Source organism: Sphingopyxis sp. J-6, from assembly GCF_046603995.1.
Classification (GTDB): domain Bacteria; phylum Pseudomonadota; class Alphaproteobacteria; order Sphingomonadales; family Sphingomonadaceae; genus Sphingopyxis.
The window spans coordinates 3,493,481-3,519,488 of the sequence record NZ_CP145810.1 but is presented as its reverse complement, the minus strand read 5'-3'; the positions used below and the strand labels follow the sequence as shown (position 1 = coordinate 3,519,488).

Here is a 26,008-nt window from a genome sequence, read left to right as displayed (position 1 = left end):
GCAATCCAAGACGTAATTTCACGCCGATGGGAGACAGATGATGAGCGATACCGAAACACACCTGAAACAAAATTACATCGGCGGCCGCTGGGTCGACAGCAAGGGCGGCAAGCTCCACGACGTCATCAATCCCGCGACCGAGGAAGCGGCTTCGACCGTCGTGCTCGGCACCGCGGCCGATGTCGACGATGCCGTCGCCGCCGCGAAAGAGGCCTTCAAGACCTTCTCGCAGACGACGCGCGAGGAACGGCTCGACCTGCTGAACCGCATCGTTGAGGAATATAAGAAGCGCGGCGCCGATCTCGCCAAATCGATGGCGAGCGAAATGGGCGCCCCGGTCAGCTTCGCGGGCACGGCGCAGGTCGGCGCCGGCATCGGCGGTTTCCTCGGCACCATTGCCGCGCTCAAGGATTTCCAGTTCACCGAACAGCATGGCGCGAACAAGGTCGTTTACGAGCCGATCGGCGTCGTCGGCATGATCACGCCGTGGAACTGGCCGCTCAACCAGATCGCATTGAAGGTCGCCCCGGCGCTCGCCGGCGGCAACTGCATGGTGCTGAAGCCCTCGGAAGAATGCCCGGGCAATGCCGTGATCTTCGCCGAGATCCTCGATGCCGCGGGCGTGCCGCCCGGCGTCTTTAACCTCGTCCAGGGCGACGGTCCGACCGTCGGCAATGCGATCTCGTCGCACCCGGGGATCGAGATGGTGAGCTTCACCGGCTCGACCCGCGCCGGCATCCTCGTCGCCAAGGCCGCCGCCGACACCGTGAAGCGCGTCCATCAGGAACTCGGCGGCAAGTCGCCGAACATCGTCCTGCCGGGTGCCGATCTGGCCGCGGTGCTGCCGCCGACGGTTTCGGGCGTGCTCGTCAACACCGGCCAGAGCTGCATCGCCCCGACCCGCATCCTCGTCCAGAAGGACGAAGCAGAGGCGGCGGTCGGCGTGATCAAGGCGATGTTCGACGGGACGAGCGTCGGCGATCCGCAGGCGGAGGGCGCGCATATCGGCCCCGTCGTCAACAAGGCGCAGTTCGACAAGATCCAGGGCCTGATCCAGTCGGCGATCGACGAAGGCGCGACACTCGAAACCGGCGGCACCGGCCTGCCGTCGAACGTCAATCGCGGCTATTATATCAAGCCGACCGTCTTTTCGGGCGTCACCCGCGACATGCGCATCGCCAATGAGGAAATCTTCGGCCCGGTCGCGACGGTGATGGCTTATGACGACCTCGACCAGGCGGTCGATATTGCCAACGACACCGAATATGGCCTGTCGGCGGTGATCTCGGGCGACCCGGCGAAGGCGGCCGATGTCGCCCCGAAACTGCGCGCCGGCATGGTCGCGGTGAACGCCTGGGGCCCCGGCCCGGGCGCACCCTTCGGCGGCTACAAGGCGTCGGGCAACGGCCGCGAAGGCGGCCTGTTCGGCCTCAAGGACTTCATGGAAGTGAAGGCGATCAGCGGCATTCCGGCCTGATAACTCCCCTCCCGCTTGCGGGAGGGGGCGGGGGAGGGCCTGTGGCGCCACGAACCCTCCCCACTGCGACTAGCGAGCAAGCTCGCAAGTCTCGCTGCCCCTCCCGTAAACGGGAGGGGTTTTTCTTTGTGCGTCGCCCAGCTAAGCGCCCCCGATGACCACCCGCTCGCCGCTCGCCCCCGACTCGTTTCCGCTCCTCCCCGACATCGCCGGGGTGACGCGCCGCGTCGCGCGGGCGCAGTACAAGAATTGGGACCGCTGCGACCTGACCTATGTCGAGCTCACGCCCGGCACGACGGTCGCGGGCGTGTTCACGCGCAACGTCTGCTGCTCGTCCGAGGTCGAACTCGGACGCGAACAGGTGAAGGGCGGCGCCGGCCGCGCGCTGATCGTCAACGCCGGCAACAGCAATGCCTTCACCGGCTATCGCGGGCGCGAGGCGGTCGAGCAGATCATGGAACAGGTCGCCGGGCATCTCGGCTGCGATGCGAACGAGGTGTTCGTCAGCTCGACTGGCGTCATCGGCGTGCCCTTGCCCAAGGACAAGGCGCGCGCCGGGGTCGACGCGGCGCTGACCGCCGCGCCCTGCTCGTGGGAAGCTGCCGCCGAAACCATCTGCACCACCGACACCTTCGCCAAGGGATCGGCGGCGAGCGCGGTCGTCGGCGACCGCACCGTCCATGTCGCGGGGATCGTCAAGGGATCGGGGATGATCGCGCCCGACATGGCGACGATGCTCGGCTATATTTTCACCGACGCCGCGGTCGCCCCGGCGCTGCTGCAGGACATGCTCGGCGAAGCGACCGGCGGCAGTTTCAACAGCATCACCGTCGACAGCGACACCTCGACCAGCGACACGGTGCTGCTCTTCGCGACGGGACGGGCGGGCAACCCGCTGCTTGCGTCATGGGACGATGCCGGCGCCGATGCGCTCTACGCGGCAATCCGCCAAGTCGCGCTCGACCTCGCGCATCAGGTGGTGCGCGACGGCGAGGGTGCGTCGAAATTCATCGAGGTGCAGGTGAGCGGTGCCGAGAGCGACGACAGCGCGAAACGGATCGCGCTCGCCATCGCCAACTCGCCGCTGGTCAAGACCGCGATCGCGGGCGAGGACGCCAACTGGGGCCGCGTCGTGATGGCGGTGGGCAAGGCGGGCGAACCCGCCGACCGCGACCGGCTCGCGATCCGCTTCGGCGACCATTGGGTGGCGAAGGACGGACTGCCGGTCGACGGTTACGACGAAGCGCCCGTCGCGGCGCATCTCAAGGGGCATGACATCCGCGTCGGCGCCGACCTCGGTCTCGGCGAAGGCCGCGCGACCGTCTGGACCTGCGACCTGACCCACGGCTACATCAGCATCAACGCCGATTACCGGAGCTGATCTCGAGTAGAATCGTCATCCCGGATCGAGTCCGGGATGACGAAGAAGGATTACAGCGCGCCTTCGAGCCAGCCCTTGAGCGCGCTCTTCGGCGCCGCGCCGACCTTGGTGTCGGCGATCTCGCCATTCTTGAACAGGATCATCGTCGGGATGCCGCGCACACCATATTTGGCGGGGGCGTTCGGGTGATCGTCGATGTTGAGCTTGGCGATCACGACCTTGCCGCCCAGTTCGTCCGAAATTTCTTCGAGCGCAGGGCCGATCATCTTGCACGGGCCGCACCACTCGGCCCAGAAATCGACGAGCACGGGGGTGTCGCTGTCGAGGACATCGGCCTGAAAGCTGTCGTCGCTGATTGCCTTGGTACCCATAGTCTCAACTCCTGAAAATCTGTTGCACCCAAGCTAAGGCGTCGGCGCCCCGGGCTCAAGGGTCGAACCCGGCAAATTCGCCTTGGTTGCCGCCAAGCCCGGCTTGTGTGCATCGAGCAGCTTGTCGTCGAGCGCGATCAGGCGCGGCGCCGCAGTGTAAAGCAAGGCCGCACCGACCCGCCGGCCGGGAAAGATCGCGCGCAACGCATCGCGATACGCCGCCATCTGGCGCAGATAGGCCGGCGCGACGGCGGCCGCGTTGTCCGGCACCTGCCGCCCCGTCTTGTAATCGATCACCGTCACCGCATCCGCCGTCACCAGCAACCGGTCGACAATCCCCGCCACCACCATGCCGTCGACGACGGCCGATAAAGGCACTTCGGCGAGGCTGCCGGGTCCGAAGAGCGCGGCCTGCGCCGGGTCCTCGATTACCGCGAGCACCTCGTCGGCCATCGCCGCCCGCTGCGCGGCGTCGAGGCCCGGTGCCTGCGCGGCCAGCCAGCGCAGCGCGGCCTCACGGCGCCGGTCGGGCGCCACCGGCGGCAGCCGCTCGAACAGCGCGTGGAGCCACACCCCGCGCTCGGCCGCTGCGGCGCGCGCGACACCCTGCGGCGCCACCGCGACATCGTCCTCGCCGAGCGCCGACGGGGCGAGCGGGCGCGGCGGGCGGGCCTCTTCGGGGGCGGGGCGATGCGCCCATTCGGGCAGGACGAGCGGCGGCGGCGCGGCCTTCGCAGTCTTTTCCTTTTTCGCCCATTTCCCCGCATTGGCGCGGTGGACGCGGCGCTGGCCCCAGACCGGCCCGGCTTCCTCCCACGCGCTGCCCATGTCCGCCAGCACCGCTTCGACCGCGCCGTGCCAGCTCGCCTCCGGGATGCTCCGGTCTGGCTTTTTCGTCGTCCCCGCGACGACCAATATCTCCTCGGCGCGCGTCATCGCGACGTAGAACAACCGCCAATGCTCCTCCGACGCCGCGGCCGCCGCGCGCTGATAGGCGTCGGCCAGCGCGCCGTGGCGTTCGTCGCCGGGTACCGCAAAGACCGGCAGTTTCTCCCACGCGGCGACATCGACGGTAAAGGGGCGGTGCCCGATCCCCGGATCGTCGGTCGCATCGGCAAGGATGACGATCGGCGCCTGCAAGCCTTTCGATCCGTGCACCGTCATCACGCGCACGACGTCGCTGCGCGCCTCGGTCTGGCGCTTGATGTCGGCGCCGCTGTTCTCGACTGCGGTCAGGAAACCGAGCAGCGATATCGTCTCGCGCTGCTCGAAGGCGAGCGCCTGACCCAGCAGTTCGTCGACCGGGTCGCGTGCTTCGCGCCCCAGCCGCGCATACAGCTTCCGCCGCCCGTCGATCGGCCCCGACAGGATCGTCTCGAGGAACCGGAACGGCGTGGTGAAATCGGCCATGCCGAGCAGGTGGCGCAGCGCCGCCATCGTCGCTGCCGGAATATCGCCTTCGGTGGCGCGCAGATGTTCCCACAGCGCTGCGCGCCCGCGCCGATGGGTGCGGCTATAAAGTTCGTCCTGCGTCCAGCCGATCAGCGGCGAGACGAGCAGCGCCGCGAGATTGAGGTTGTCGAGCGGCTGCACGGCAAAGCGCATCGCCGCGAGCAAATCCTGCACCGCCAGCGGCTGGGTCAGCGTGAAGCGGTCGACGCCCGCCACCGGCACATGCAGCGCCTGCAACCGCGCGACGATCCGCGCCGCGAGGTCGCGGCGGCGGCGGACGAGGATCATGATGTCGCCGGGCGAAACGGGGCGGCCGTCCTTGCCATTGGCGATCCAGTCCTGCACCTCCCCGGCGATAGCGCGCGCGAGCCGCATCGAGGCGGGGTCGGAGGCGGGGGTGCCGCTGTCGGCGCCGCCCTCGTCGCCCTCTGCTTCTTCGGCCTCGGCATCGAGCGCCTTGCCGACGGGAAGCGGCGCCCACAGCTCGACCTGCCCGGCGTGGCTCGACCGGAACGGATGGTGCGGCGGCTCGTCGCCGTCGAGTCCCATCGCCGCCGCGCCGCCCGCCGCGAGCCACGCGTCGGCGACCGCGAGCACCGCCGGGGTCGAGCGATAGTTGGAGACGAGATCGACCTGCCGGAACGGCTGGCCGCCGATTTCGCCCATCGCGTGGAACATGTCGCGCGCGGTCGCGAACGCCTTGGGTTCGGTGCCCTGAAAACCGAAGATCGCCTGCTTGCGGTCGCCGACGGTGAACAGCGTGCGGATGCGCTCATCCTTCGCGCCGATACCGGCGAAAAATTCCTCGGCCATCGACAGCACGATGCCCCACTGGCGCATATTGGTATCCTGCGCCTCGTCGACGAGGATATGGTCGGTGCGCTGGTCGAGCTTGAAGCGCACCCATTCGCCGAAGCTGCTGATCCGCAGCAAACTTCCCGCCAGCGTGATCAGATCGTCGAAATCCGCGAGCCCCGCCTCGCGCTTGGCGAGCGCATAGGCTTCGGCGAAGCGGCTGCCGAGCTTCCACGCCGCCGCCAGTTCGTCGGCGACGCGCATCGCCGTCGCGGTCGCGAGCAACGCCTGCGCGGCATTGACGATGCGCACCGCGCTGTCGACGCAATCGGTCATCTTGCCCTTGTCGCCCGCGAAGTCGGCGCGCAACTCGCCCTTGCCGGTGAGGAAGCGGCCGAGCAGGTCGGGCAGCATCGCGGCGCGGCCGGCGGTGTCGGCGATCAGCCAGCCGACCATGAAGTCCGAACAGGCCTCGCCCGTCTTTGTCCCCCACGCCGCGCCGCTTGTCGCGACCGCCTTGATATCCTGATCGCCGATCGTGCCCGCGGCGATCTCGCCCGCGACCCACGCATCGGGATCGCCGCCCGGCAGGTCGAACGCCGCCCGCAAATCATACGCAGCGGGCGGCAGCATCGCGCGTGGCCCGCCGAACGCCGCGGCACAGCTCGACAGGAAGGACAGCGCCGCATCCTGCCCCAGCCGCCGCGACAGCATGGCCGCCACGTCGCGCAGTTCCTCTTCGTCGCCTCTCAGAAGTTCGCCGAGCACCTGCCGCTGCAGCGCTGTCGCCTCATCCTCTTCGATTGCGCGGAAGCCCGGCAGCAGCTTGGCTTCGAGCGGGAAGCTCGCGAGCAACGTCTGGCAGAAGGCGTGGATCGTCTGGACGCGGATGGCGCCACCGGGGCTGTCGATCACGGTGGCGAACAGCGATCGTGCCCGCTTCATCAATCCCGGCCGGTCCCAGTCTAGCCCCAGCGCGCGAAGGTCGAGCCGCAGGTCGCCATCGTCCATCCGCACCCACGCCGCGAGCCGCTCGTGGATGCGGTGCGCCATCTCGGCCGCGCCCGCCTTGGTGAAGGTGATGCAGAGGATCGCCTCGGGTGAGACTCCGTCGAGCATCAGCCGCAGCACCCGCGCCGACAGCACCTGCGTTTTGCCCGTGCCCGCCGACGCGCCCAGCCAGACATGGCTTTCGGGGTCGGCGGCGGCGCCCTGCCGCGGGTCGAGTTCGGCGAGGCCGGAGGGTTTCGCCATCAGTCCGCCTCGCCCCGGCCGAACCATTCGTCGCGGCGCATCAACTGGTCGTAATCGCCATAGCCGCCAAGCTCGCCCGGCACGAAGGGCGCGTCGCCGAACAGATAGAGCGCCGCAAGTTCGGCGAGCGCGTCGCTCGCATGGTCGATCGCCTGTTCGGCGCTCTTGAGGTCGCTACGCGAACCATAGGTATTCGAGATTTTTCCGGCCCCGCCGGCGCGGCGGTCGGGGCGCAGGCTCCAATATTCGAGCGCCTCGACCGGCGCCGCGGCAATGTCCTTCATCCCGCCGCGCTGCGCGATCAGGCCGAGCAGGCCAAGCTGGCTGTCGAGCTTGTCGAATGCCGCCTTGGCACTCGGCGCTCCGCCTGATTTATAATCGACGATCGCCAGGCTGCCGCCTTCCGTCCGGTCGATGCGGTCGGCCTTGCCGTGCAGGGTGAGGCCGTCGACGACGATCTCGCCCGACGCCTCGACCGCCAGCGGCGCGCGTCCTCCGGCGTTCCAGACCTGTGCGGCGGCCCAGCGGAGCGCGGGCTCGATACGCGGCAGCCAGAAGGCGCGCGCAATCTCGTCGAGCGCCGGGTCGGCGCCGAGCGCGGTGAGTTCGGCCTCGAAGCCGTCGCGCGTCGCACCGCCGCGCACCCAATCCTCGAACAATCTGTGCACCCGCGTCCCGCGCCAGCGCGGGTCGGGCGCGGCGCTCAGCGGGTCGAGCGCCGACAGGCCGAGCATGCGGTCGGCATAGAAAGCGAAGGGATCGCGGGCCAGCCTGTCGACCCCGGTGACGCTGATCCGCCGCGGCCGCGCGTCCGCGGGGGGACGCGGCGCCGGTCTGGTGGCCGGGCGCGCATCGCCGGGCGGCACGTCGAGCATCGCCGCAAGCCGCGTCAGCGGCACCCCGCCCGGCGCCGGCTCGGGCAGGTCGCCGGCGAGCGCCGACAGCCGCAGCCAGAAGCGCGACGCAACGACCGGATCGCCGCCGCTCCGCGCCGCGCGCGTCACGACGATCTCGCGCGCGCCGAGCGCCCCGGCGAAGTCGTGCGCCGCCATCCCCTGCTGCCGTTCGGGCGCGGGCAGGCCGAGCAGGCGGCGGATGCCGGGGGCGAGCCACGGGTCGGGCTGCGTCGCGGCGGGCCAGCGCCCCTCGTCGAGCCCGCCGAGGATCATCAGGTCGGCGCGCTGCAACCGTGCCTCGAGCAGCCCCCAGATGAACAGGCGCGGATGCCCCCCGTAAGGCGGCCGCACGCTCGCCTGCGTCAGAAGCTGCCCCAGCATCGCGGGAAACTCGGCGGGATCGACCAGCGCCGGGCCATCGCCCCGCGCCAGCGTCCACTGGTCGAACATCTCGGCGAGGGCCCGTCCTGCCGGCCCCGTCCAGACCGCGTCGCCGCTCAGCCATTCGAGCGCGCCCTGCAGCGCCGCGAGCAAGCTCGCGGGCGGCGTCTGCCCTGCCGCAAACGGCGCCAGCGCCGCGCCGAGCGCGGACAATTCGTCCCACCACGGCGCCAGTTCTGCCGCCAGCGGGTGCCCGCGCGCTTTCGGGTCGGCGGCGCGCGCTGCGATCCGCGCCGACACCCCGTCCCAACCCGGCGCCAGCCCGGGCTCGCGCAGGATCAGATCGAGCCGCCGTACCTGATCGAGCCACGTCGTCCGCCCTTCGCCCTTGCGGACCAGCGGGTGGCCGAGCAGCGCGATCAGCGCCACCGGATCGAAGCTCGCGGCGAGTTCGGCGAGCAGCAGCAACAGCGCCCCCGGCGGTGTGCGCGACAACGGCTGCCCGGCGCTGTCGTCGACGCTTATCTCCCAGCGCGCGAGCGCCGCCGCGACGCGTTCGGCCAGCCCGCGGTCGGGGGTCACCAGCGCCGCGGTGCGCCCCGGCGTCTCGACCGCCTCGCGCATCAGCAGCGCGATCCCCTGCGCCTCCTGCCCGTCGTCGGCGAAGACGGCGCCCGCGATCCCGGCGGTCGCCGCCGACAGGTCGCCCGTCGTCTGCCACTGGCCGGTGAAATCGGCGGGGGCGAAGAGAAGCGAGACGAAGGCCGCGCGCGCTTCGGGCCCGTCGAACTCCGACCCCGCGTCCCACGCCCGGACCTCCTCGCGCGCCACCCCCATGCGGTCGAGCAGCAGCTTCAGATGATATTGCGGGTGCGTCTCGATCGGGCGCGCCGGATTATCGGGGTCCGGCCGCGTCGGGCCCAGCGCGTCCCATTCCTCGGTGGCCATGCCGCAATCGACGCCGGGCAGCACTACCATCCCGCGCTCCAGACCGGCGACGGTGCGCAGCAGCCGTGCGATCGCGGGCGCGGCGGTGGTGATCCCCGCCGCGACCACAAAGGGCGCGGGCGGGGCGCTGCGCCACGCCGCCGTCACCCGCTCGAGCAGCCGGTTGCGCCGCGCCGCCCGGTCGATATGGCCCGTCGCCGCCAACACCGCGGGCCAATGGTCGACAAGGATGCGCAGCCGGGCGAGCGACGCCTGCCAGTGGCCGGCAAAGGCGCCGAGGTCGAGGTCGACGAGCGCCGATACCGGCACCTCCTCATAATGGAGCTGGTCGATCGCGCGTGCGAGCCCGTCGGCGAGCTGGAACGCCGCAGCGCCGCGGATCGGCGCTTCGCCCGTGGGCGTATGCCGCTCGATCAAATCGGCGAGGAGCAGGCGGCGGCGCAGCGTATCGATCGCCGGCGCAATCGGCTCGGCGACGTCGATCGCATCGAGCGCGATCCCGATCGATTCGTCGAGGTCGGCGTCGCCGATCACTGCCAGCCGCGGCATCAGCAGCCCGGCGCCGCCAGCGCGGACGAACGCCGCCTGCACCGCGCTCTTGGCGCGGTTGCTCGGCAGCAGGATCAATCCTTCGGCGAGCCCCAGCGTACCATCGGCAAAGCGCGCGATCAGCCCGGCGACAAGCGCGTCGGCGAAGGCCCGATGGACCGGGATCGAGAAGACGTCGGGCTTCGACATAAGCTGCGTCATTGCGAGCGTAGCGAAGCAATCCAGAGCGGTTTACGCAAGCTCTGGATTGCCGCGTCGCCTTCGGCTCCTCGCAATGACGGCAAAGTCAAACCTCGCCCAGCGCGGCTTCGGTCGGCGCGATGCTCGCCGGGGTGCCGACGTCGAACCACTGGCCCATATGCGACAGGCCGAACAGCCGCCCCGCCGCGATCGCGCGGTCCCACAGGATGTTGGTCGAAAACGGCCCCTCGGGCGCGCCTTCGAGGAGGCGCGGCGAGACGAGCTGGATGCCCGTATAGACGAAGGGCGCGACATGCCCCGGCTTGCGCCGCGACAGCCGGCCCGCCGGGTCCATGTGGAAATCGCCGCGGCCGCCGTGCCCGCTGGCGCTTGCCTGCCGGATCACCAGCAACAGCGCATCCATCCGGTCGCCGTCCCAGTGACGCGCGAGGTGGCGGATGCTGTCCTCGGGCCCGTCGGTCCAGATATTGTCGCTGTTGACGATCAGGATCGGATCGCCGCGGAGCTGCGGCAACGCCTTGACCATCCCGCCGCCGGTTTCGAGCAATTGCGCGCGCTCGTCCGAAATCGCGATGCTGAACGGCCGCTTCTGCGCCGCGAGATGCGCCTCCAGCGCGTCTGCGAGATAATGGACGTTGACCACGACATGCGGAATGCCGGCCGCCGCGATCCGGTCGAGGCTATGGTCGATCAGCGCCTTGCCCGCGACGCGCACCAGCGGCTTCGGCCGGGTGGCGGTCAGCGGCCGCATCCGTTTGCCGATCCCCGCCGCCATCACCATCGCGCTTTCGATTTTCGCCGTCACTTCCACGCCTCCGCCCGCTTCGAAGCGGGGACATTGGCGTCGAACCATTGCCGGACGGCGACAAGCGCCGGATGCGCCAGATCGCGTTCGAGCAGTCCCCACATGCGCGGCTGGAAACTCCGGTAATGCGGCTTGTTGTCGCGTTTCCACAACCGCACGAAGACGCCGAGGATGCGCGTGTTGCGCTGCGCCGCGAGCGCCCAATAGGCGCTCTCGATATTCTGCCCGGTCGCCGCCTGATACCGCGCGAGCATCTCGGCCTCGATCGCCGGGGTCACGTCGCGCCGCGCATCCTCGAGTACCGAGGCAAGGTCATAGGCGGGATGGCCGACCAGCGCGTCCTGGAAATCGAGCAGCCCGTAATGGGCGATGCCGTCCTGCCCCGCGACCAGCATGATATTTTCGGCATGGAAATCGCGCAGCACCGTGACGCGCGGCAGGCCGTCGCGTTCGACCGGGGTCAAGGCTTCTTCCCACGCGGCGCGAAACGCATCGCGGTCGACGTCGATATCGAGGGCAGGGCAGTACCAGTCGGTGAACAGCATCACCTCGTCCAGCCATTGATCGAGCCCGTGCACCGGCAGCCCGTCCATCGGCGGCTGCGCGTGGAGATGGACGAGCAGGTCGGTGACCCCGGCATAATAGCCGGCCTCCTTGTGAAGCTCGGCATCGACCGTTTCGCGCAGCCGGACATCGCCAAAATCTTCGATCAGCAGCAGGCCTTGCGCAAGATCGCGGGCGATGATCGTCGGCGCGTTCAATCCCAGTTCGCACAGATATTCGGCGATCGCGATAAAGGGGCGCGGGTCCTCGTGCGGCGGCGGCGCATCCATCAGCACCGCCTGCCGGCCTTCGCCCACGACGCGGAAATAGCGGCGGAAGGAAGCATCGCCGGCGAGCGGCAAAATCCGGGCGTCGCCCCAGCCATGCGCGGCGAGGAAAGCCGGGGCATGGGCGGGCGGAATCATCGAAGCGGCCATCGCGCTTCCCAAGCGGGCGGCACCGATGCTGTCAAGACGCGCGCGTCGCCGTTGCCCGAAATCGTCAGTGTCAGCGTATCGGGCCAGCCGCCCGTGCCCAGCCGGTCGGGCCATTCGATGAGCAGCGCGCCGTCGTACAGATAATCGTCGAGCCCCAGTTCGATCAGCTCGCTCTCGTCCTCGATGCGATAGAGGTCGACATGCGCGATGGCGAGATCGACTTCGGGCGGGGCATAGGGCTGGACGATCGCAAAGGTCGGGCTCGGCGCTTCGCCCGCGAGCCCGCGCGCCTTCAGCATCGCGCGCGCGAGCGTCGTCTTGCCGGCGCCAAGGTTGCCCTCCAGCGCCACGACATCGCCGGGCCGCAGCGCCGCGCCGATCGCGGCGCCGATGCGTTCGGCGTCGGCGAGGGTGTAGTCGTAACGATGGACGGTCATGCGCCGCGCGGCAGGCTGATCCGCACCATCGTGCCCTGACCCTTTTCGCTCAGCACCTCCATCGTCCCGCCGTGCGCCGCGACGAGCTGGCGCGCGAGCGCAAGGCCGATGCCGCCGGTTGCGGTCCCCGCCTGCTCGCCCTTGGCGACCGCCGCGGCGGCTTCGGGCATGCCGGGGCCGTTGTCGGAGACGATGATATCGACGCCGCGCGCGTCGCCGTCGGCATGAAGCAGGACGCGCCCGCCCGTCTTGCGCGCCGGGGCGGTAAAGCGCACCGCATTGTCGAGCAGGCCCGCGACCAGCCGCGACAGCCGCGGCGCGTCGCCGTCGATGCTGCCGAGGTTCGCCGACATATTGCCGACCAGCTCGATTTTCTCGCCGTCGGCGAGCGGTTTGACGTCGGCCAGCGCCTGATCGAGCAGCACGCGCACATCGACCGGTGCGCGCTCGATCGCCAGCGTGCCGGCTTCGCCCTGCGCGAGGTCGAGCACATTGTCGATCTGGCGCCCGAGCACCGCGACCGAATCCATGATCGCGTCGATATAGACCTGCTGCTGGTCGCCGAGCTTGCCGGCATAACCCGCCTGCAACATCTCGCCGAAGCCGCCGATCGAGGTCAGCGGCGTGCGCAGTTCATAGCTCATCCGCGACAGGAAGGCGGTCTTGACCTTATCCGCCGCTTCCAGCGCCTCGTTGCGTTCGCGCAGCGCGCTTTCCATCCGCCGGCTGTCGCTGACGTCGAGCATGATCAGCAGCGCATTGCCATCGGGCAGCGGAATCGACGCAAAATCGAAATGGCGCGCGTCGGCGAAGCGGATCTCGCCGGCGCGCTGGGTGCGTTCCAGGGTCGCGGCGCGGATCACCTCCTGCACGATGCTGATCTGGTTCGGCTTGGCCAGCCGGTCGGCGAGCCCGCCCATCAGCACATCGACGCGCGGATGCGCGGCGAGGGTCGCTTCATCGACGCCCCACAGGCGGCGGAAGCGCTGGTTCCACAGATGGAGGCGGCCGTCGGGCGCGAACACCGCGATCGCCTCGAACAGATTGTCGAAGGTTGCGGTGCGCACGCGCAGCAGCGTGTCGCGCGTCGAGGCAAGTTGTACCTGTTCGGTGCGATCCTCGGCGATCAGCAGCAGCCCGCCGTCGGGGGTCGGCTGGGCGACGACATGCAGGTGCGTCCCGTCGCGCAGCAGCCAGTCCTCTTCGACGGCGCCGGTGCTGGCGAACCAGTCGACATGCGCCTGCCGCCATTCGGGAAAGTCGCGCACTTCGGGGGTCCGCCCGCTTTCGCGCCATGCGTCGAGCAGGCGCGCGAACGGCCGGGCTTCGCTCACATCTTCGGCGTCGAGCGCGAACAGGCGGCGGAAGGGCTGGTTGGCAAAGACAAGCCCCTGATCGGGGCCGAATTGCGCGACCGCGGCCGACAGCCGGTCGAGCAGTTCGCGCTGGGTATCGGCGAAGCGGCGGTGCGCGCCGCGTTCGCTTTCCAGTTCCTGGACGTCGATCGCATAGCCGGCGATGCCGATGACGCGGCCGCCTTCGGGCGCCAGCGGCACGTCGACGACGCGCATGATGCGCCGTTCGCCTTCGATCGTCACCGGGATCGTCCGCATCTGCGCCGCTCCGGCGAGGCGGGCCTGCTCGGCGGCTTCGCCGGCGCTGACCCCGGCAACGGGCTCGCACAATTCGATCCCGGCCTCGATCACCGCCGCCGCGCTCTTCGCCTCGACCGCGCGCACATAGGCGCGGTTGACCAGCGCGAGGCCGAGGCTGGTGTCGCGGAACCACATCGGAAAGGGTGCCGCTTCGATCAGCCCCGACAAGGCTTCGAAGGCGCCCATCGCCTCTTCGCGTTCGCTGCGTGCCTGCGCCAGCGCCTGCTGGCCGTCGGTCGCATCGCTCAACCACAAGAGGACGCTGCCCGGACCGCCGACCGCCTGCGGCGCGGCGGCGCCGTGAATGACGATCGTCCGGCTGCCGCCCTGCGGCTTCAGGCTCAACATGAACGGCTTGGCGCCGCGCTGTGCGCCGAGGATCGCCTGCCGCAGCGCGTCATGCCCCTCGGGATCGAGCCCGGAATCGAGGCCGCGCAATTCGTCGAAATTGCGCGGGCCCTGGCTGATGCCGAGCCAGCGGCCCAGCCGCTCGCTTGCCTCGATGCGCCAGTCGCTGCGGACGATGACGGGCAGGTAGGGCGATGCCTCGACGAGGCTCGCCAGCCGTTCGGTCTGTCCGGCGACGAAGGCGGAGCGGCGCTGCATCGCGATGCCGCGCCCGACCGCCCACAGTCCGGCGAGCAGCCACAGCGCCGCGAACAGCCCGAGCGCGAACAACAGGGTCGGGGAAAGCGATCCGCTCATCCCGCCCTATGCCTTCGCTTTTCTGGTGCCCGCGCCGCGATCATGGCCGTCTGCCCTAAAGGCGATGGAGTCATGTTTCAATCGCATGTCACAGCGAAACGGCGCGCAACATCGTCCGATGAGCGCGCCGTCCACAGTTTCGTTCACGTTTCCGCGATGCGGAAACGTCGCGGCACCGGCCCGCTCCCCCACCCGGCCTCCCATAGGCTACTATCGTCAGGGAGGCCGGGTGGGGGAGCGGGCCGGTGCCGCCTTCGCCGTCAGGCGAGGCAATCAATACCGATAATGATCGGGCTTGAACGGGCCTTCGACCGGCACGCCGATATAATCGGCCTGCTTCTGGGTCAGCTTCGACAGATGCACGCCCAGCTTTTCGAGGTGCAGCGCGGCGACCTTTTCGTCGAGATGCTTGGGCAGGACATAGACGTCGTTCTTGTACTGATCGCTCCGCGTCCACAGCTCGATCTGCGCGAGCGTCTGGTTGGTGAAGCTCGCCGACATCACGAACGACGGGTGACCCGTCGCGTTGCCGAGGTTCACGAGGCGGCCCTTCGACAGGATGATGATCTGCTTACCGTCGGGGAATTCGACCAGGTCGACCTGCGGCTTGACCTCGGTCCACTTGTAATTGGCGAGCGCCGCGATCTGGATCTCGCTGTCGAAGTGGCCGATGTTGCAGACGATCGCCATATTCTTCATCGCTGCCATATGTTCGGCAGTGATGACGTCGGCGTTGCCCGTTGCGGTGACGAAGATGTCCGAACGCTTCACGGCTTCGTCCATCGACACGACCTCGAACCCTTCCATCGCCGCCTGCAGCGCGCAGATCGGGTCGATTTCGGTGATGAGGACGCGTGCGCCGCCATTGCGGAGCGACTGCGCCGAGCCCTTGCCGACATCGCCGAAGCCGGCGACGGTCGCGACCTTGCCCGCCAGCATCACGTCGGTGCCGCGGCGGATCGCGTCGACGAGCGACTCTTTACAGCCATAGAGATTGTCGAACTTCGACTTGGTGACGCTGTCATTGACGTTGATCGCGGGGAAGGGCAGCTCGCCCTTCTTGGCGATGTGGTACAGGCGGTGGACGCCGGTCGTCGTTTCTTCCGACACGCCCTTGATCGCCTTGACCGTCTTGGTCAGATAGCCGGGGTTGGCGGCAACGAACGCCTTCAGCGCGCGCTGCATCTCGATCTCTTCTTCATTCTCGGGCGCCGGCATCGTCTCGCCGGCCTCGAGCTTCGCGCCCCACAGCGCGAACATCGTGGCGTCGCCGCCGTCGTCGAGGATCAGGTTACAGGTCGTGCCGTCTTCCACGCCCCAGTCGAAGATGCGGCCGACATAATCCCAATAATCGGCAAGGCTCTCGCCCTTCACGGCGAAGACGGGGACGCCCGACGCGGCGATCGCTGCAGCGGCATGGTCCTGCGTCGAGAAGATGTTGCACGTCGCCCAGCGCACTTCGGCGCCGAGCGCGGTCAGCGTCTCGATCAGCACCGCGGTCTGGATCGTCATGTGCAGCGACCCGGTGATGCGCGCGCCCTTCAGCGGCTGCGATGCGCCGAACTCGCTGCGCAGCGCCATCAGGCCCGGCATTTCGGTTTCGGCGATGTTGATTTCCTTGCGCCCGAAATCGGCAAGGCCGATGTCGGCGATCACATAGTCACGGCTGTCGGCGGCAAGAGTGGCCACGGTAGAGACTCCTGTAGGTGAATTGCGGCCGCAGGCGAGCGGCCCCGAATTGTCGAGCAATTATGCCTGGCGCCCTAGCGCAAAGCGCGTTCGGTATCAAATATAAACTTTTCTTTATATCCCTAACCCGGCTCGCCGCCCCGAATCTTCCTGGGGCGAATCGCCGACCCAAAAAACCACCCGGCAGCGAAAAAAATTTCGCCGGGTCCGATTGTGACAATCGCCGCCGCACTTTTGTGACAGCGAGTCGCAAAGCCCAAGATTCTGAAAATCCTGACTTATAATGCGCCTTGCGATCAGCATAATCGGATTTTGTGACAGCAATGTTACAAACTGCAGAAAACATTGACTTTTTATGGTCCCAGCGTGAAAATCACCCCAAGTTTTCGGGGAGATACAAAGAATGAAAAAAATCATGCTGCCGCTTATCGCACTGGCCTTCGCCAGCCCGGCAACCGCCCAGTCGATCATCGTCGTCACCGGGCCGCAGGCCGATTCGCAGGTCCTGCCGGTCGCCTATTCCGAACTCAGGGCCGGCGACAATCAGGCTGCGGTCGCCAAGCTCACGGGCGAAACGACGCTCGACGCGCGCGACCCGTCGCGGCTGATCAATCTCGGCACCGCCTATGCGCGCCTCGGCCGCACTGCCGATGCGGCGGCCGCCTATGACGCCGCGATCGACAGCCCGATCCGCTACGATGTCGAACTCGCCAGCGGCCGCTATGTGGATTCGCGCTGGGCCGCGCGCACTGCGCGCGCCAACCTCGATCGGGGCAAACCGCTGCTCGCGCTCGCGCGCTAAGCCTCGCCGCCTTCCGTGGTCAGGAGCCGGGCGTCCACCCCGGCTTCCGCAAACGCCGCCTGCCACCTTTCAGCAGGCGGCGTTTCAAATAACAGATGGTCGCTGCCCGGGGTCAGGTGCCAGCCGTGGCGGACCATTTCCTCCTCGAGCTGTCCCGGCGACCAGCCAGCATAGCCCAGCGCCACCAGCCAGCGCGACGGGCCGCGCCCTTCGCCGATCGCGCGCAAGATGTCGTGCGAACTCGATACCATGAAACGGTCGCCGACCTGCACCGCACCCTCGCCGCCCCAGTCGCGGCTGTGCAGCACGAAGCCGCGCGACGGCTCGACCGGGCCGCCGAGGAACACCGGCTGATCGAGCGGGTCGGCGTCATGCGCGATCTCGAGCTGGTCGAGCACCGCGCCGACGGTCATGCCGCCGATCGGGTCGGCGATGCCGATCCCCATCGCGCCCTCCTCGTCGTGGCTGATCATCGCAATCACCGAATGTTCGAAACGCGGATCGCCGATGCCGGGCAGGGCCAACAGCAACTGGCCGGTGAACCAGGGGGGTGCGCTCTCCATGATGTCACAATGCCCGGCGGCAGGCAAAGGGTCCAGCGCCTTTGCGGTGCCCGGCCGGCTGCACGGCGATAATTTTCCCGGTCGGCTTCCTGTCCTTGACTCGCGCGCCGCGCGCCCCAATGTCTGCCGCGACCAAATCCCCTCAATGAAAAGGATGCCGAGATGACAATCCAGACCGGAGACAAGCTGCCCGAAACGACGCTGGTCAAGGTGACCGAAAACGGTCCCGAACAGGTCAGCACCGCCGATTATTTCAAGGGCCGCAAGGTCGCGCTCTTCTCGGTCCCGGGCGCCTTCACCCCGACCTGTTCGGCCAAGCACCTGCCGGGCTTCGTCGACAAGGCCGGCGAGCTCAAGGCCAAGGGCGTCGACGAAATCGTCTGCACCGCGGTCAACGACGCCTTCGTCATGGGCGCATGGGGCAAGAATGCCAATGCCGGTGACAGCGTCACCATGCTCGCTGACGGCAATGGCGATTTCGCCGAAGCGGTCGGCCTGACGATGGACGGCAAGGCGTTCGGCATGGGCAAGCGCGGCCAGCGTTTCTCGATGATCGTCAACGACGGCGTCATCGAGCAGCTCAACGTCGAAGCGCCGGGCGAATTCAAGGTGTCCAGCGCCGACCATATGCTCGAACAGCTTTGATCGACACGAAAACGGCGGCGCGGTGATCGTGCCGCCGTTTTCTTTGTACGCGAGGGCGGGGCAAAGCGCCCACTCTTCCCTTTTGTCACAATTTCGTGCAACAGCGACGCGATGACATCATCATCGCAAACCCGTGAAACCGCCGACCCCGAAACGCTCGTCGAAGCCGTCATCGCCGAACTGCAGGACCGCTTCGCCGCTTCGGTCGCCGCCCTCAAATCCGCCATCGCCGCTTATGTCCAGCACGGCACCCTGCCGCCCGCCGACGCCGCCGCGACCGGGCTGTTCGACTATCCGGCGCTACGCCTGATCACGACGGGCGAGCGGCGCGAAGGGCAGGCGGGGCACAATCTCGCCTTCGGCCGCATCGAACGCGCCGGCGAATTCGTCACCACGGTGACGCGTCCCGAACTGTTCGCCGATTACCTCCGCGACCAGCTCCTCCTGCTCCTTCGCCATTATGACGTGCGGGTCGAGGTGACACGGACGGGGCAGCAGATCCCCTTTCCCTATGTGCTCGACGCTAGCGACGGCTCCGACATGGGAGGGGTCACCCCGCTCGAACTCGCGCGCCATTTTCCGACCACCGAGCTCGCCGATATCGGCGACGAGCTCGCCGACGGACTCTTCGGGCTCGATCCGGCGGCGCCGCAACCGCTCGCGCTGTTCGACGCGCTGCGCACCGATTTCAGCCTCGCGCGCCTCCGCCATTACACCGGCACCGCGCCCGAGCATTTTCAGCGTTACATCCTGTTCACCAACTATCACCGCTATGTCGACGAATTCGTCGCTTGGGCGGGGTCGCAGGTCGGGCAGGGGCTCTACACCGCGCTCGCCGGGGCGGCGGGGCTCTATGTCGACCAGTCGGGCGTCAACGCGAGCGCGCTCGTCGCCGACAGCGCGTGGCGGCGGCACCAGATGCCCGCCTATCACCTGATCGCTCCCGACGGCGGCGGCATCACGCTGGTCAACATCGGCGTCGGCCCGTCGAACGCCAAGACGATCTGTGACCATCTGGCGGTGCTGCGGCCCGAAGCGTGGCTGATGATCGGCCACTGCGGCGGCCTCCGGCCCAGCCAGCGGATCGGCGACTATGTGCTCGCGCACGCTTACCTCCGCGACGATCATATCCTCGACAGCGTGCTGCCCCCCGAAATCCCGATCCCGCCGATCGCCGAAGTGCAGGTCGCGCTGGCCGGTGCCGCCGAGGCGGTGTCGGGGACGAGCGGCGCCGACCTCAAGAAACGGATGCGCACCGGCACCGTCGTCACCACCGACGACCGCAACTGGGAGCTTCGCTATACCGATAGCGCGCTGCGCTTCTCGCAGTCGCGCGCCATCGGCATCGACATGGAAAGCGCCACCATCGCCGCGCAGGGCTATCGCTTCCGCGTCCCTTACGGCACGCTGCTCTGCGTCAGCGACAAGCCGCTGCACGGCGAACTCAAGCTGCCGGGGCAGGCGAACCGCTTCTACGAGGAAGCGATCGCCGCGCACCTCCAGATCGGCATCCGCACCTGCGAGATGCTGCGCGACGAAGGCGCCAAGCTCCACAGCCGCAAACTGCGCGCCTTCAACGAGCCTCCGTTCCGTTGAGCGGGCCGACCCTCTCGCGCTCCATCGCCGGCCGCGTCGCGATCGTCACCGGCGCCGCAAGTGGCATGGGCCGCGCCACCGCGCTGCTCCTCGCGAGCGAGGGCGCGCGGGTCGCGGTCACCGATCTCGACCTTGCCGCCTGCGAAGCGGTGGCGGCCGAGGCCGGCGGCGACGCGCAAGCCTTCGCGCTCGACGTTGCCGACGGCGAAGCGATCCAGCGCACGGTCGCCGCCATCGCCGCGCATTTCGGCGGCATCGACATCCTCATCAACAATGCCGGCGTATCGAGCTTTGCGCCGCTCGACGCCGAAGACGAATATGAGGCGATCTGGCACCGTGCGATCGCGGTGATGCTGACCGCGCACCAGCGCATGGTGCGTGCCGCACTGCCGTTCCTCCGAAAAAGCGATGCCGCGCGCATCGTCAACATCGCCTCGACCGAAGGGCTCGGCGCGACTCCCGGCGACACCCCTTATGTGGCGGCCAAGACCGGTGTCACCGGCCTGACGCGCGGCCTCGCGGTCGATCTCGGCAAGGAAGCCATTACGGTCAACTGCATCTGCCCGGGCCCGATCCACACCGGCATGACCGACAAGGTGCCCGACGAGGACAAGGCGGTGTTCGCGCGGCGCCGCACCGCGCTCCGCCGCTATGGCGATCCCGAGGAAGTTGCGCATATGACGCTCAGCCTCGTGCTGCCCGCCGCAAGCTATATCACCGGCGCGGTGATCCCCGTCGACGGCGGCCTGACGGCGCGTAACGCCTGAGCCGCGGCTTTCCTCAACCCCCCTGAATCCGCCGGAACGGCGCCGGTTGCATCGGTTTGTCGCACGATCGGCTCGTATCACCCGGCTCTGCGACCGCCTCGCCGGAACTTTCCTTTCGCGCGAATGGTTGACGCGACGATCACGGGTTCCCGGGAGGGGCGCCCGTATTTTCGGAGGAGCGATATATGAAGGCCATTACCCAAAATCGTAAAATTCTACTGCTGGCCGCGATGCTGGCAGGGACCGCAACCATCAGCGTCGCCGCGCAGCAGCCCGAAGAAGCGCCGCCGCAGGACGTGCAGGCGCAGGATGCGCAGGCGCAAGACACTGCCGGCGGTGAGCCGATGGCGACCGTCTATGGCACGCTGCCCTCGCCCGAAGAGATGACCAAGGGCCCCAAGGTCGAAGGCATCATCTCGGCGCGCAGCGACGGCCGGATGCAGGTGACGACCGCCGACGGCAATAACACGGTGATCGCCATCGCCGACTATACGAAGATCAAGAGCAGCGGCGGCTTCCTCGGCCTCGACCGCGACAAGCTGGCGGCGGACTCGCTGCTCAACGGCTTGCCCGTTGCCGTCGATACGTTGCAGTGGAACGGCCTCCTCGTCGCGAACCAGATCGCGCTCAAGAACAAGGATCTGCGCACCGCGTCGATGATCCGCACCGGCACCGACCAGCGCTTCGCCGAACAGACGGCGGCGACCGAGGCGCTGCGCGGCCGCGTCGGCGACATCGACCAGTATAATGTAAAAGGCACGACGAACGTGAATTTCGACACCGGCAAGGCGGTCCTGTCGGCGCAGGCGCAGTCGGACCTGTGCGCCGCGGCAAGCCAGGCGCAGGGAATGGACAACGCCCTGCTGCTCGTCGTCGGCTACACCGATTCGACCGGCAGCCAGGAGTTCAACCAGGAACTCAGCGAAAAGCGCGCCAGCCGCGTCGTCAACTATCTCCAGCAGGCGTGCGGCTGGAAGCCCTATCGCATGCTGACCCCGACCGGCATGGCCGAGGCCGATCCGGCGGCGGACAATTCGACGCCCGAAGGCAAGGCGCAGAACCGACGCGTGGCGGTGAACATCCTCGTCAGCAAGGCTGTCGACGGCATTTAAGCCGGGCGGAGTTGGCTCCGTTCGGCAATCCCCCCATCGCCCGGCGATGGGGGGATTTTTATGGCGCGGTCTGCGCCAGCCCCAGCAGATCCTCGCAATCGTCCCACAGCTTCGCGCAGGCGGCATCGTCGCGCGCCAGCGCCGACGGTTCGATCCGCACCAGCGCGGGATTGCGCACCGACCAATAATCGCCCCGCGCTTCGGCGTAGGCCGGGTCCGCGGCCAACGCCGCGAGATATTGGCCCGATAGTGCGATCGTGCTCTTGCGGTCGCGCTTCATCGTCAGCGGCAAGATCAGGCTGACCAGCGACGATATGATCTTCCCGCTCGACCGCGCCAGCCCGGTCCACGGCACATAGCCGGGATCGAAGCTCATCGCGGCCAGGTCGGGGCGGCGGTGCGCCAGTTCGCGCGCGGTCATGATATTGGCGAGCTTCGACGAACTATAGGCGCGGAACGCCTGCGCCTGGTCCTTCTGCGGCAGTGTCGGGTCGCTATCGGGATACGCCAGCCATTCGGCATTGGCGTGCGCGGGCGGCGTCACCAGCGTCTTTTCCTCGGGATCGTGCGTCCCGCTGCCCGTCAGGATCACCCGCGCCCCGGCGGCGAGGTGCGGCAGCAGCCGGTGGAGCAGCCGGAAATGCGCGAGCTGGTTGACCGCAAAGGTCCGCTCGAAACCGTCCGCTCCAACCTCCAGCTTCGACGTCTGCAACCCCGCGTTAAGCACCAGTGCATCGATCGCCGGCCCGTTCGCCACCGCCTCGGCAAAGCGGTCGACTGAGGCGAAATCGTCGAGGTCGAGCGGCAGCGCTTCGGCGCCCCAGCCCCCGTCGACCGCATCGGGGCGCCGCGCCCCGATCGTCAGCCGGTGCCCCGCCGCCGCCAGCCGTCCCGCCGCATCAGCGCCAAACCCCGATGTCGCGCCCGTCATCACCATATGCATTGCCGCCATCTCCGAATAGGTTGGTTGACCAACCAAATAGCACCGGACGGGATAGCGTACAAGGGGGCGCCGCGCGGCGACGGGATCAGCCCGGCTTGTGAAGGACCGCGCGCATTCCCTCTGCCCATTCGCCGAGCACGGCGCGCATCGGAAAGTCGGGGTTGGTCAGCCACGACAGCATCATGCCCTCGAACGCCGCCTTGGTCGCGCGGGCGCGCAGCCGGTCGAGGTCGCTTGGCGTGTCGCGGCCTGCGCCGGCGGCGAAAACCGTGGCGAGCCGGCCGCGCACCGCTTCGTTGCCGATCTCCAGCCGCGCGGCCAGCCGGGCATCGTTCATCGCGCGCGCGCCGAGCGCCAGCCGGACGCGGAACAGGTCGCGATTGGCGTCGAGCGTCGCCGCGGCGAAGGTGACATAGGCGTCGAACAGCCGCGCGCGCGGCGTCGCGGCGATCAGCGCGTCGATTTCGGCCATATAGCGCCCCGACGCGCTTTCGATCGCCGCTTCGAGCAGCGCGTCCTTGCTCGCGAAATGATAGTGGAGCAGCCCCGGGTTGACCCCGGCCTCGGCGGCGATCGACTTGACGTTCGTATCGGCAAGCCCGTCGCGCGCGACGGCGCGAAACGCCGCGTCGATCAGCTTGTCGCGCGTGCCCTGTCCGTCGCTGCCGTTCTTCGCTGCCATGGCAGCGCGATAGGCCATGGCGGCCGCCTTGGGCAAGCTGTGCAAGGGGGCGACGTCATTTCCTTATGTCCGCAGTCGGCCGCAACCGGCCCAACGCCCTGTCGCACGCAAGCGCCGTCACCCGCAGCCGCCTATTTATACATCCCGTCGCGCAAATTGATCCCATGCTCGATCCACACTTTCAGCGCGCAGAGCATCTGCGACCAGCCCTGGCAATTGCCATAGGAGGCGCCGAGCGCGCCCTGATTCTCGCGCCAGCCCTCTTCGGCAATCTCGACCAGCGTGCGCCCGTCGTCGAGGCCCTTGAAATTCATCGTCACGCGCGTGCGATAGTCCGCATCCTTGGGCTCGCTGCCTTCGATATTGTGCGCCTCGCCCTCGCTTGCCTGCCATTCGAGGACGATCTTCTCGTCGGGGACGACCTCGATCACATAGACGGGGAAGGCGCCCGGAAAGTCGTGGAAGTCCCACGTCACCGTTGCGCCGGTTTCGAGCCGCCCCTCGGCGCCGCCGGTGGTGAAATAATGCGACAGCTTGGCGGGATCGGCGACGGCCTCGAACACTTCGTGGACCGGCTTGGCGATCCGCGCCGCGACCCTGAATTTCAGTTCCATGATCATTCTCCGCTTGAGTCGGGGCGATTTTATGTTATAAATTTATAACATGTCAATCCACGAAGATTATGACCGGGTTTTCAAGGCGCTGGCGTCGCATGTCCGCCGCCAGATCCTCGATGACCTCAAGGATCAGCCGCTGACCACGGGCGCGCTGTGCAGCCATTTTCCCGACATCGACCGCTGCACGGTGATGCAGCATCTGAAGGTGCTCGAAGAGGCGGGGCTGGTGATCGCCGAGCGCCGCGGCCGCGAACGCTGGAACCACCTCGACGCGATGCCGATCCAGGATATCCACGACCGCTGGATCGGCCCCCACGCCGCAGCGGCGACCGAGCGGCTGGCCCGGTTCAAGCAAGCTGTGGAAGCCAAATAGAAATGGCCGGGAAGCGAGCTTCCCGGCCATCTGGTTAGCCCGGAGCCGTGGATTACCAGCCCGACGGCTTGCCCTTGTTTTGCTCGTCGAGCCACGCCTTCAGCGGCGCGAAATAGTCGGCCATCGCCTTGCCCGACATTTCGCGGCTGCCGGTGAATGCTTCGAGCGCGTCGGGCCACGGCTTCGACGCGCCCATGTCGAGCATTTCGCCGAGCTTCGCGCCGACTTCCTTGTTGCCGTAGAAGGAACAGCGATGGAGCGGCCCGGTCCAGCCCGCCTGTTTGCATGCCGCTTCATAGAATTGGAACTGCAGGATGCGCGCGAGGAAATAGCGCGTGTAGGGCGTGTTGCCAGGGATATGGAATTTCGCGCCCGCGTCGAACGCATCGGCCGGACGCTCGCCCGGCGGGGTGATGCCCTGATATTGCAGGCGAAGCTGCGTCCACGCCTGATTATAGCCGGCGGGCTTGATCGTGCCGTCGAAGACGCCCCAGCGCCAGCGGTCGACCAGCAGGCCGAAGGGCAGGAAGGCGACCTTGTCCATCGCCTGCCGCAACAAGAGGCCGATATCCTTGTCGGCGCTCGGCACCTTCGCCTTGTCGAGGAGGCCGATGTCGACCAGATATTGCGGCGTGATCGACAGCGCGACGAAATCGCCGATCGCTTCGTGGAAGCCGTCGTTGGCGCCGTTGAGGTACAGGAACGGCTGCTTGTTATAGGCGCGCTGGTAATAATTATGGCCGAGTTCGTGGTGGATGGTGACGAAATCGTCGGCATTCACCTTGATGCACATCTTGATCCGGATATCGTCCTTGTTGTCGATATCCCACGCCGAGGCGTGACAGATGACCTCGCGGTCGGCGGGCTTGGTGAACTGGCTGCGCTTCCAGAAGGTCTCGGGCAGCGGCGCGAAGCCGAGCGACGAATAGAAATTCTCGCCCGCCTTGACCATGTCGAGCGGCCCCTTGCCCTTTTCCTGGAGCAGGTCGCCGATGTCATAGCCAAGGTCGCCCGCCCCCGCCGGCGCGACGAGCGGGTAGATATTGCCCCATTCCTGCGCCCACATATTGCCGAGCAGGTCGGCGCGGATCGGCCCCGTCTTGGGCTGTACCGCGTCGCCATATTTCTCGTTGAGTTTCCAGCGCACATAGGTGTGGAGCGCCAGATAGAGCGGCTTCACTTCCTGCCACAAACGCTCGGTCGTCTGCGCGAATTCCTCGGGCGACATGTCGTATCCCGACCGCCACATCGCACCGGTGTTGGCGAAGCCGAGTTCCTTTGCGCCTTCGTTGGCGATGCCGACCATCTTCGCATAATCGTCCTTCATCGGCGCGCCGACCTTGTCGTGCCAGCTCGTCCACATTTCGGCGAATTGCGCGGGGGTGTTCTTGAGATTGCCCATCTCGGCCTCGATGTCCGATCCCGAGATTTCCTTGCCGTTCAGCGTGCCGCGCCCTTTGCCGTACTGCGACTGCAGGTCGGTCGCGATATTGTTAAGCTCGGTCGCGGCGCCGGGTTTGGTGGGGGCGGGGAGGACCAGGCCGGTGCGCAGGATGTCGAGTTTGCGCTTGGTGTCGGGGCTCAGCCCCTCGACCCCGGCATATTTCGCCGCCTCGAGCGCATATTTGACCGCCTTCTCGGTGCCGACGGCGTTGATCCGCGCCGCCATCGCATCGGTGTCTTCGGTGATATAGGTCGCGTTGACCCAGTTCACCTGGCTGCCCTCGACCGTATAGTCGAACAAATCCTTTTCGGCGGCGGCGATGAAGGCGTCGGCATCGGCGGCGGTCGGCTTCGCCGCTTTGGCGGCCGGTGCGTCCTTCTGTTTCTGGGCGGCGACGGCGGGGCCGGCGAGCGCGAGCGAAAGGGCAAGCGACAGCGTTGAAATCATGGCTTTCATGGGTGCGTCCTCGGATATTTTGTCAGGCGCTC

The 26,008-nt window shown here is 67.7% G+C and carries 21 protein-coding genes; 8 read left to right on the top strand and 13 right to left on the bottom strand.

Annotated elements, in window-relative coordinates:
- Positions 1-37: 37 nt before the first annotated feature.
- The gene (locus V6U71_RS16765; protein ID WP_411339514.1) at positions 38-1,477 is read left to right on the top strand and encodes an aldehyde dehydrogenase family protein; all 1,440 of its coding nucleotides are present in this window, start codon (positions 38-40) and stop codon (positions 1,475-1,477) included.
- Positions 1,478-1,631: 154 nt separating this feature from the next.
- On the top strand, positions 1,632-2,858 hold the full coding sequence (gene argJ / locus V6U71_RS16760) for a bifunctional glutamate N-acetyltransferase/amino-acid acetyltransferase ArgJ (protein WP_411339513.1): 1,227 nt from the start codon (positions 1,632-1,634) through the stop codon (positions 2,856-2,858).
- 50 nt (positions 2,859-2,908) lie between these two features.
- Here argJ and trxA read toward each other — a convergent pair whose 3' ends face one another.
- The 8 genes from trxA to ahcY all read right to left on the bottom strand — a co-directional run bounded on the left by trxA (position 2,909) and on the right by ahcY (position 15,976).
- Entirely contained in the window at positions 2,909-3,229 is a 321-nt protein-coding gene (trxA, locus tag V6U71_RS16755; RefSeq protein ID WP_054589003.1) for a thioredoxin TrxA, read from the bottom strand.
- A gap of 33 nt (positions 3,230-3,262) precedes the next feature.
- Complete coding sequence (addA, locus tag V6U71_RS16750; RefSeq protein WP_411339512.1) at positions 3,263-6,730, bottom strand: double-strand break repair helicase AddA; 3,468 nt, start codon at positions 6,728-6,730, stop codon at positions 3,263-3,265.
- Positions 6,730-9,705, bottom strand: coding sequence for a double-strand break repair protein AddB (addB, locus tag V6U71_RS16745; protein WP_411339511.1), 2,976 nt, complete (start codon positions 9,703-9,705; stop codon positions 6,730-6,732). The genes addA and addB overlap by 1 nt, the downstream gene beginning before the upstream one ends.
- An 85-nt stretch (positions 9,706-9,790) precedes the next feature.
- On the bottom strand, positions 9,791-10,510 hold the full coding sequence (locus V6U71_RS16740) for a nucleotidyltransferase family protein (protein WP_411339510.1): 720 nt from the start codon (positions 10,508-10,510) through the stop codon (positions 9,791-9,793).
- Entirely contained in the window at positions 10,507-11,478 is a 972-nt protein-coding gene (locus V6U71_RS16735; RefSeq protein ID WP_411342368.1) for an aminoglycoside phosphotransferase family protein, read from the bottom strand. Before V6U71_RS16735 ends, V6U71_RS16740 begins: the two co-directional genes overlap by 4 nt.
- The gene (gene tsaE / locus V6U71_RS16730) at positions 11,475-11,927 is read right to left on the bottom strand and encodes a tRNA (adenosine(37)-N6)-threonylcarbamoyltransferase complex ATPase subunit type 1 TsaE (RefSeq protein WP_411339509.1); all 453 of its coding nucleotides are present in this window, start codon (positions 11,925-11,927) and stop codon (positions 11,475-11,477) included. Before tsaE ends, V6U71_RS16735 begins: the two co-directional genes overlap by 4 nt.
- Positions 11,924-14,287 carry a PAS domain-containing sensor histidine kinase gene (locus V6U71_RS16725; RefSeq protein WP_411339508.1) on the bottom strand — a complete coding sequence of 788 codons (2,364 nt, stop codon included), beginning with the start codon at positions 14,285-14,287 and terminating at the stop codon, positions 11,924-11,926. Before V6U71_RS16725 ends, tsaE begins: the two co-directional genes overlap by 4 nt.
- 273 nt (positions 14,288-14,560) lie before the next feature.
- On the bottom strand, positions 14,561-15,976 hold the full coding sequence (ahcY, locus tag V6U71_RS16720; RefSeq protein WP_411339507.1) for an adenosylhomocysteinase: 1,416 nt from the start codon (positions 15,974-15,976) through the stop codon (positions 14,561-14,563).
- Between the two features lie 403 nt (positions 15,977-16,379).
- Here ahcY and V6U71_RS16715 point away from each other — a divergent pair, with 403 nt between their 5' ends.
- Entirely contained in the window at positions 16,380-16,778 is a 399-nt protein-coding gene (locus V6U71_RS16715) for a hypothetical protein (RefSeq protein WP_411339506.1), read from the top strand.
- On the opposite strand, the gene V6U71_RS16710 is transcribed toward V6U71_RS16715, so the two are convergent.
- Positions 16,775-17,341 (bottom strand): YqgE/AlgH family protein, encoded by a 567-nt coding sequence (locus tag V6U71_RS16710; protein ID WP_054731118.1) that lies wholly within the window; start codon positions 17,339-17,341, stop codon positions 16,775-16,777. The two genes, V6U71_RS16715 and V6U71_RS16710, sit on opposite strands and share 4 nt — an antisense overlap.
- Positions 17,342-17,503: 162 nt before the next feature.
- On the opposite strand from V6U71_RS16710, the gene V6U71_RS16705 reads away from it, so the two are divergent.
- From V6U71_RS16705 to V6U71_RS16690, 4 genes are all read left to right on the top strand, one after another.
- A complete protein-coding gene (locus V6U71_RS16705; protein WP_411339505.1) occupies positions 17,504-17,986 on the top strand; it encodes a peroxiredoxin in 483 nt (160 codons plus the stop codon).
- Positions 17,987-18,097: 111 nt separating this feature from the next.
- Entirely contained in the window at positions 18,098-19,582 is a 1,485-nt protein-coding gene (locus tag V6U71_RS16700; RefSeq protein ID WP_411339504.1) for an AMP nucleosidase, read from the top strand.
- Entirely contained in the window at positions 19,579-20,349 is a 771-nt protein-coding gene (locus V6U71_RS16695) for an SDR family NAD(P)-dependent oxidoreductase (RefSeq protein WP_411339503.1), read from the top strand. Before V6U71_RS16700 ends, V6U71_RS16695 begins: the two co-directional genes overlap by 4 nt.
- Before the next feature lie 185 nt (positions 20,350-20,534).
- On the top strand, positions 20,535-21,461 hold the full coding sequence (locus V6U71_RS16690; protein ID WP_411339502.1) for an OmpA family protein: 927 nt from the start codon (positions 20,535-20,537) through the stop codon (positions 21,459-21,461).
- 58 nt (positions 21,462-21,519) lie between these two features.
- On the opposite strand, the gene V6U71_RS16685 is transcribed toward V6U71_RS16690, so the two are convergent.
- The 3 genes from V6U71_RS16685 to V6U71_RS16675 form a co-directional block, all read right to left on the bottom strand.
- Positions 21,520-22,392 (bottom strand): SDR family NAD(P)-dependent oxidoreductase, encoded by an 873-nt coding sequence (locus V6U71_RS16685; RefSeq protein WP_411339501.1) that lies wholly within the window; start codon positions 22,390-22,392, stop codon positions 21,520-21,522.
- Between the two features lie 97 nt (positions 22,393-22,489).
- Positions 22,490-23,086: a TetR/AcrR family transcriptional regulator gene (locus tag V6U71_RS16680; RefSeq protein WP_411339500.1), complete on the bottom strand. Its 597-nt coding sequence runs from the start codon at positions 23,084-23,086 to the stop codon at positions 22,490-22,492.
- 131 nt (positions 23,087-23,217) lie between these two features.
- Positions 23,218-23,700, bottom strand: coding sequence for an SRPBCC family protein (locus tag V6U71_RS16675; protein ID WP_054731105.1), 483 nt, complete (start codon positions 23,698-23,700; stop codon positions 23,218-23,220).
- Positions 23,701-23,749: 49 nt separating this feature from the next.
- Here V6U71_RS16675 and V6U71_RS16670 point away from each other — a divergent pair, with 49 nt between their 5' ends.
- Positions 23,750-24,076, top strand: a complete 327-nt coding sequence (locus V6U71_RS16670; RefSeq protein ID WP_411339499.1) for an ArsR/SmtB family transcription factor — start codon at positions 23,750-23,752, stop codon at positions 24,074-24,076.
- A gap of 52 nt (positions 24,077-24,128) precedes the next feature.
- On the opposite strand, the gene V6U71_RS16665 is transcribed toward V6U71_RS16670, so the two are convergent.
- Positions 24,129-25,976, bottom strand: coding sequence for a M2 family metallopeptidase (locus V6U71_RS16665; RefSeq protein WP_411339498.1), 1,848 nt, complete (start codon positions 25,974-25,976; stop codon positions 24,129-24,131).
- Positions 25,977-26,008: the final 32 nt, after the last annotated feature.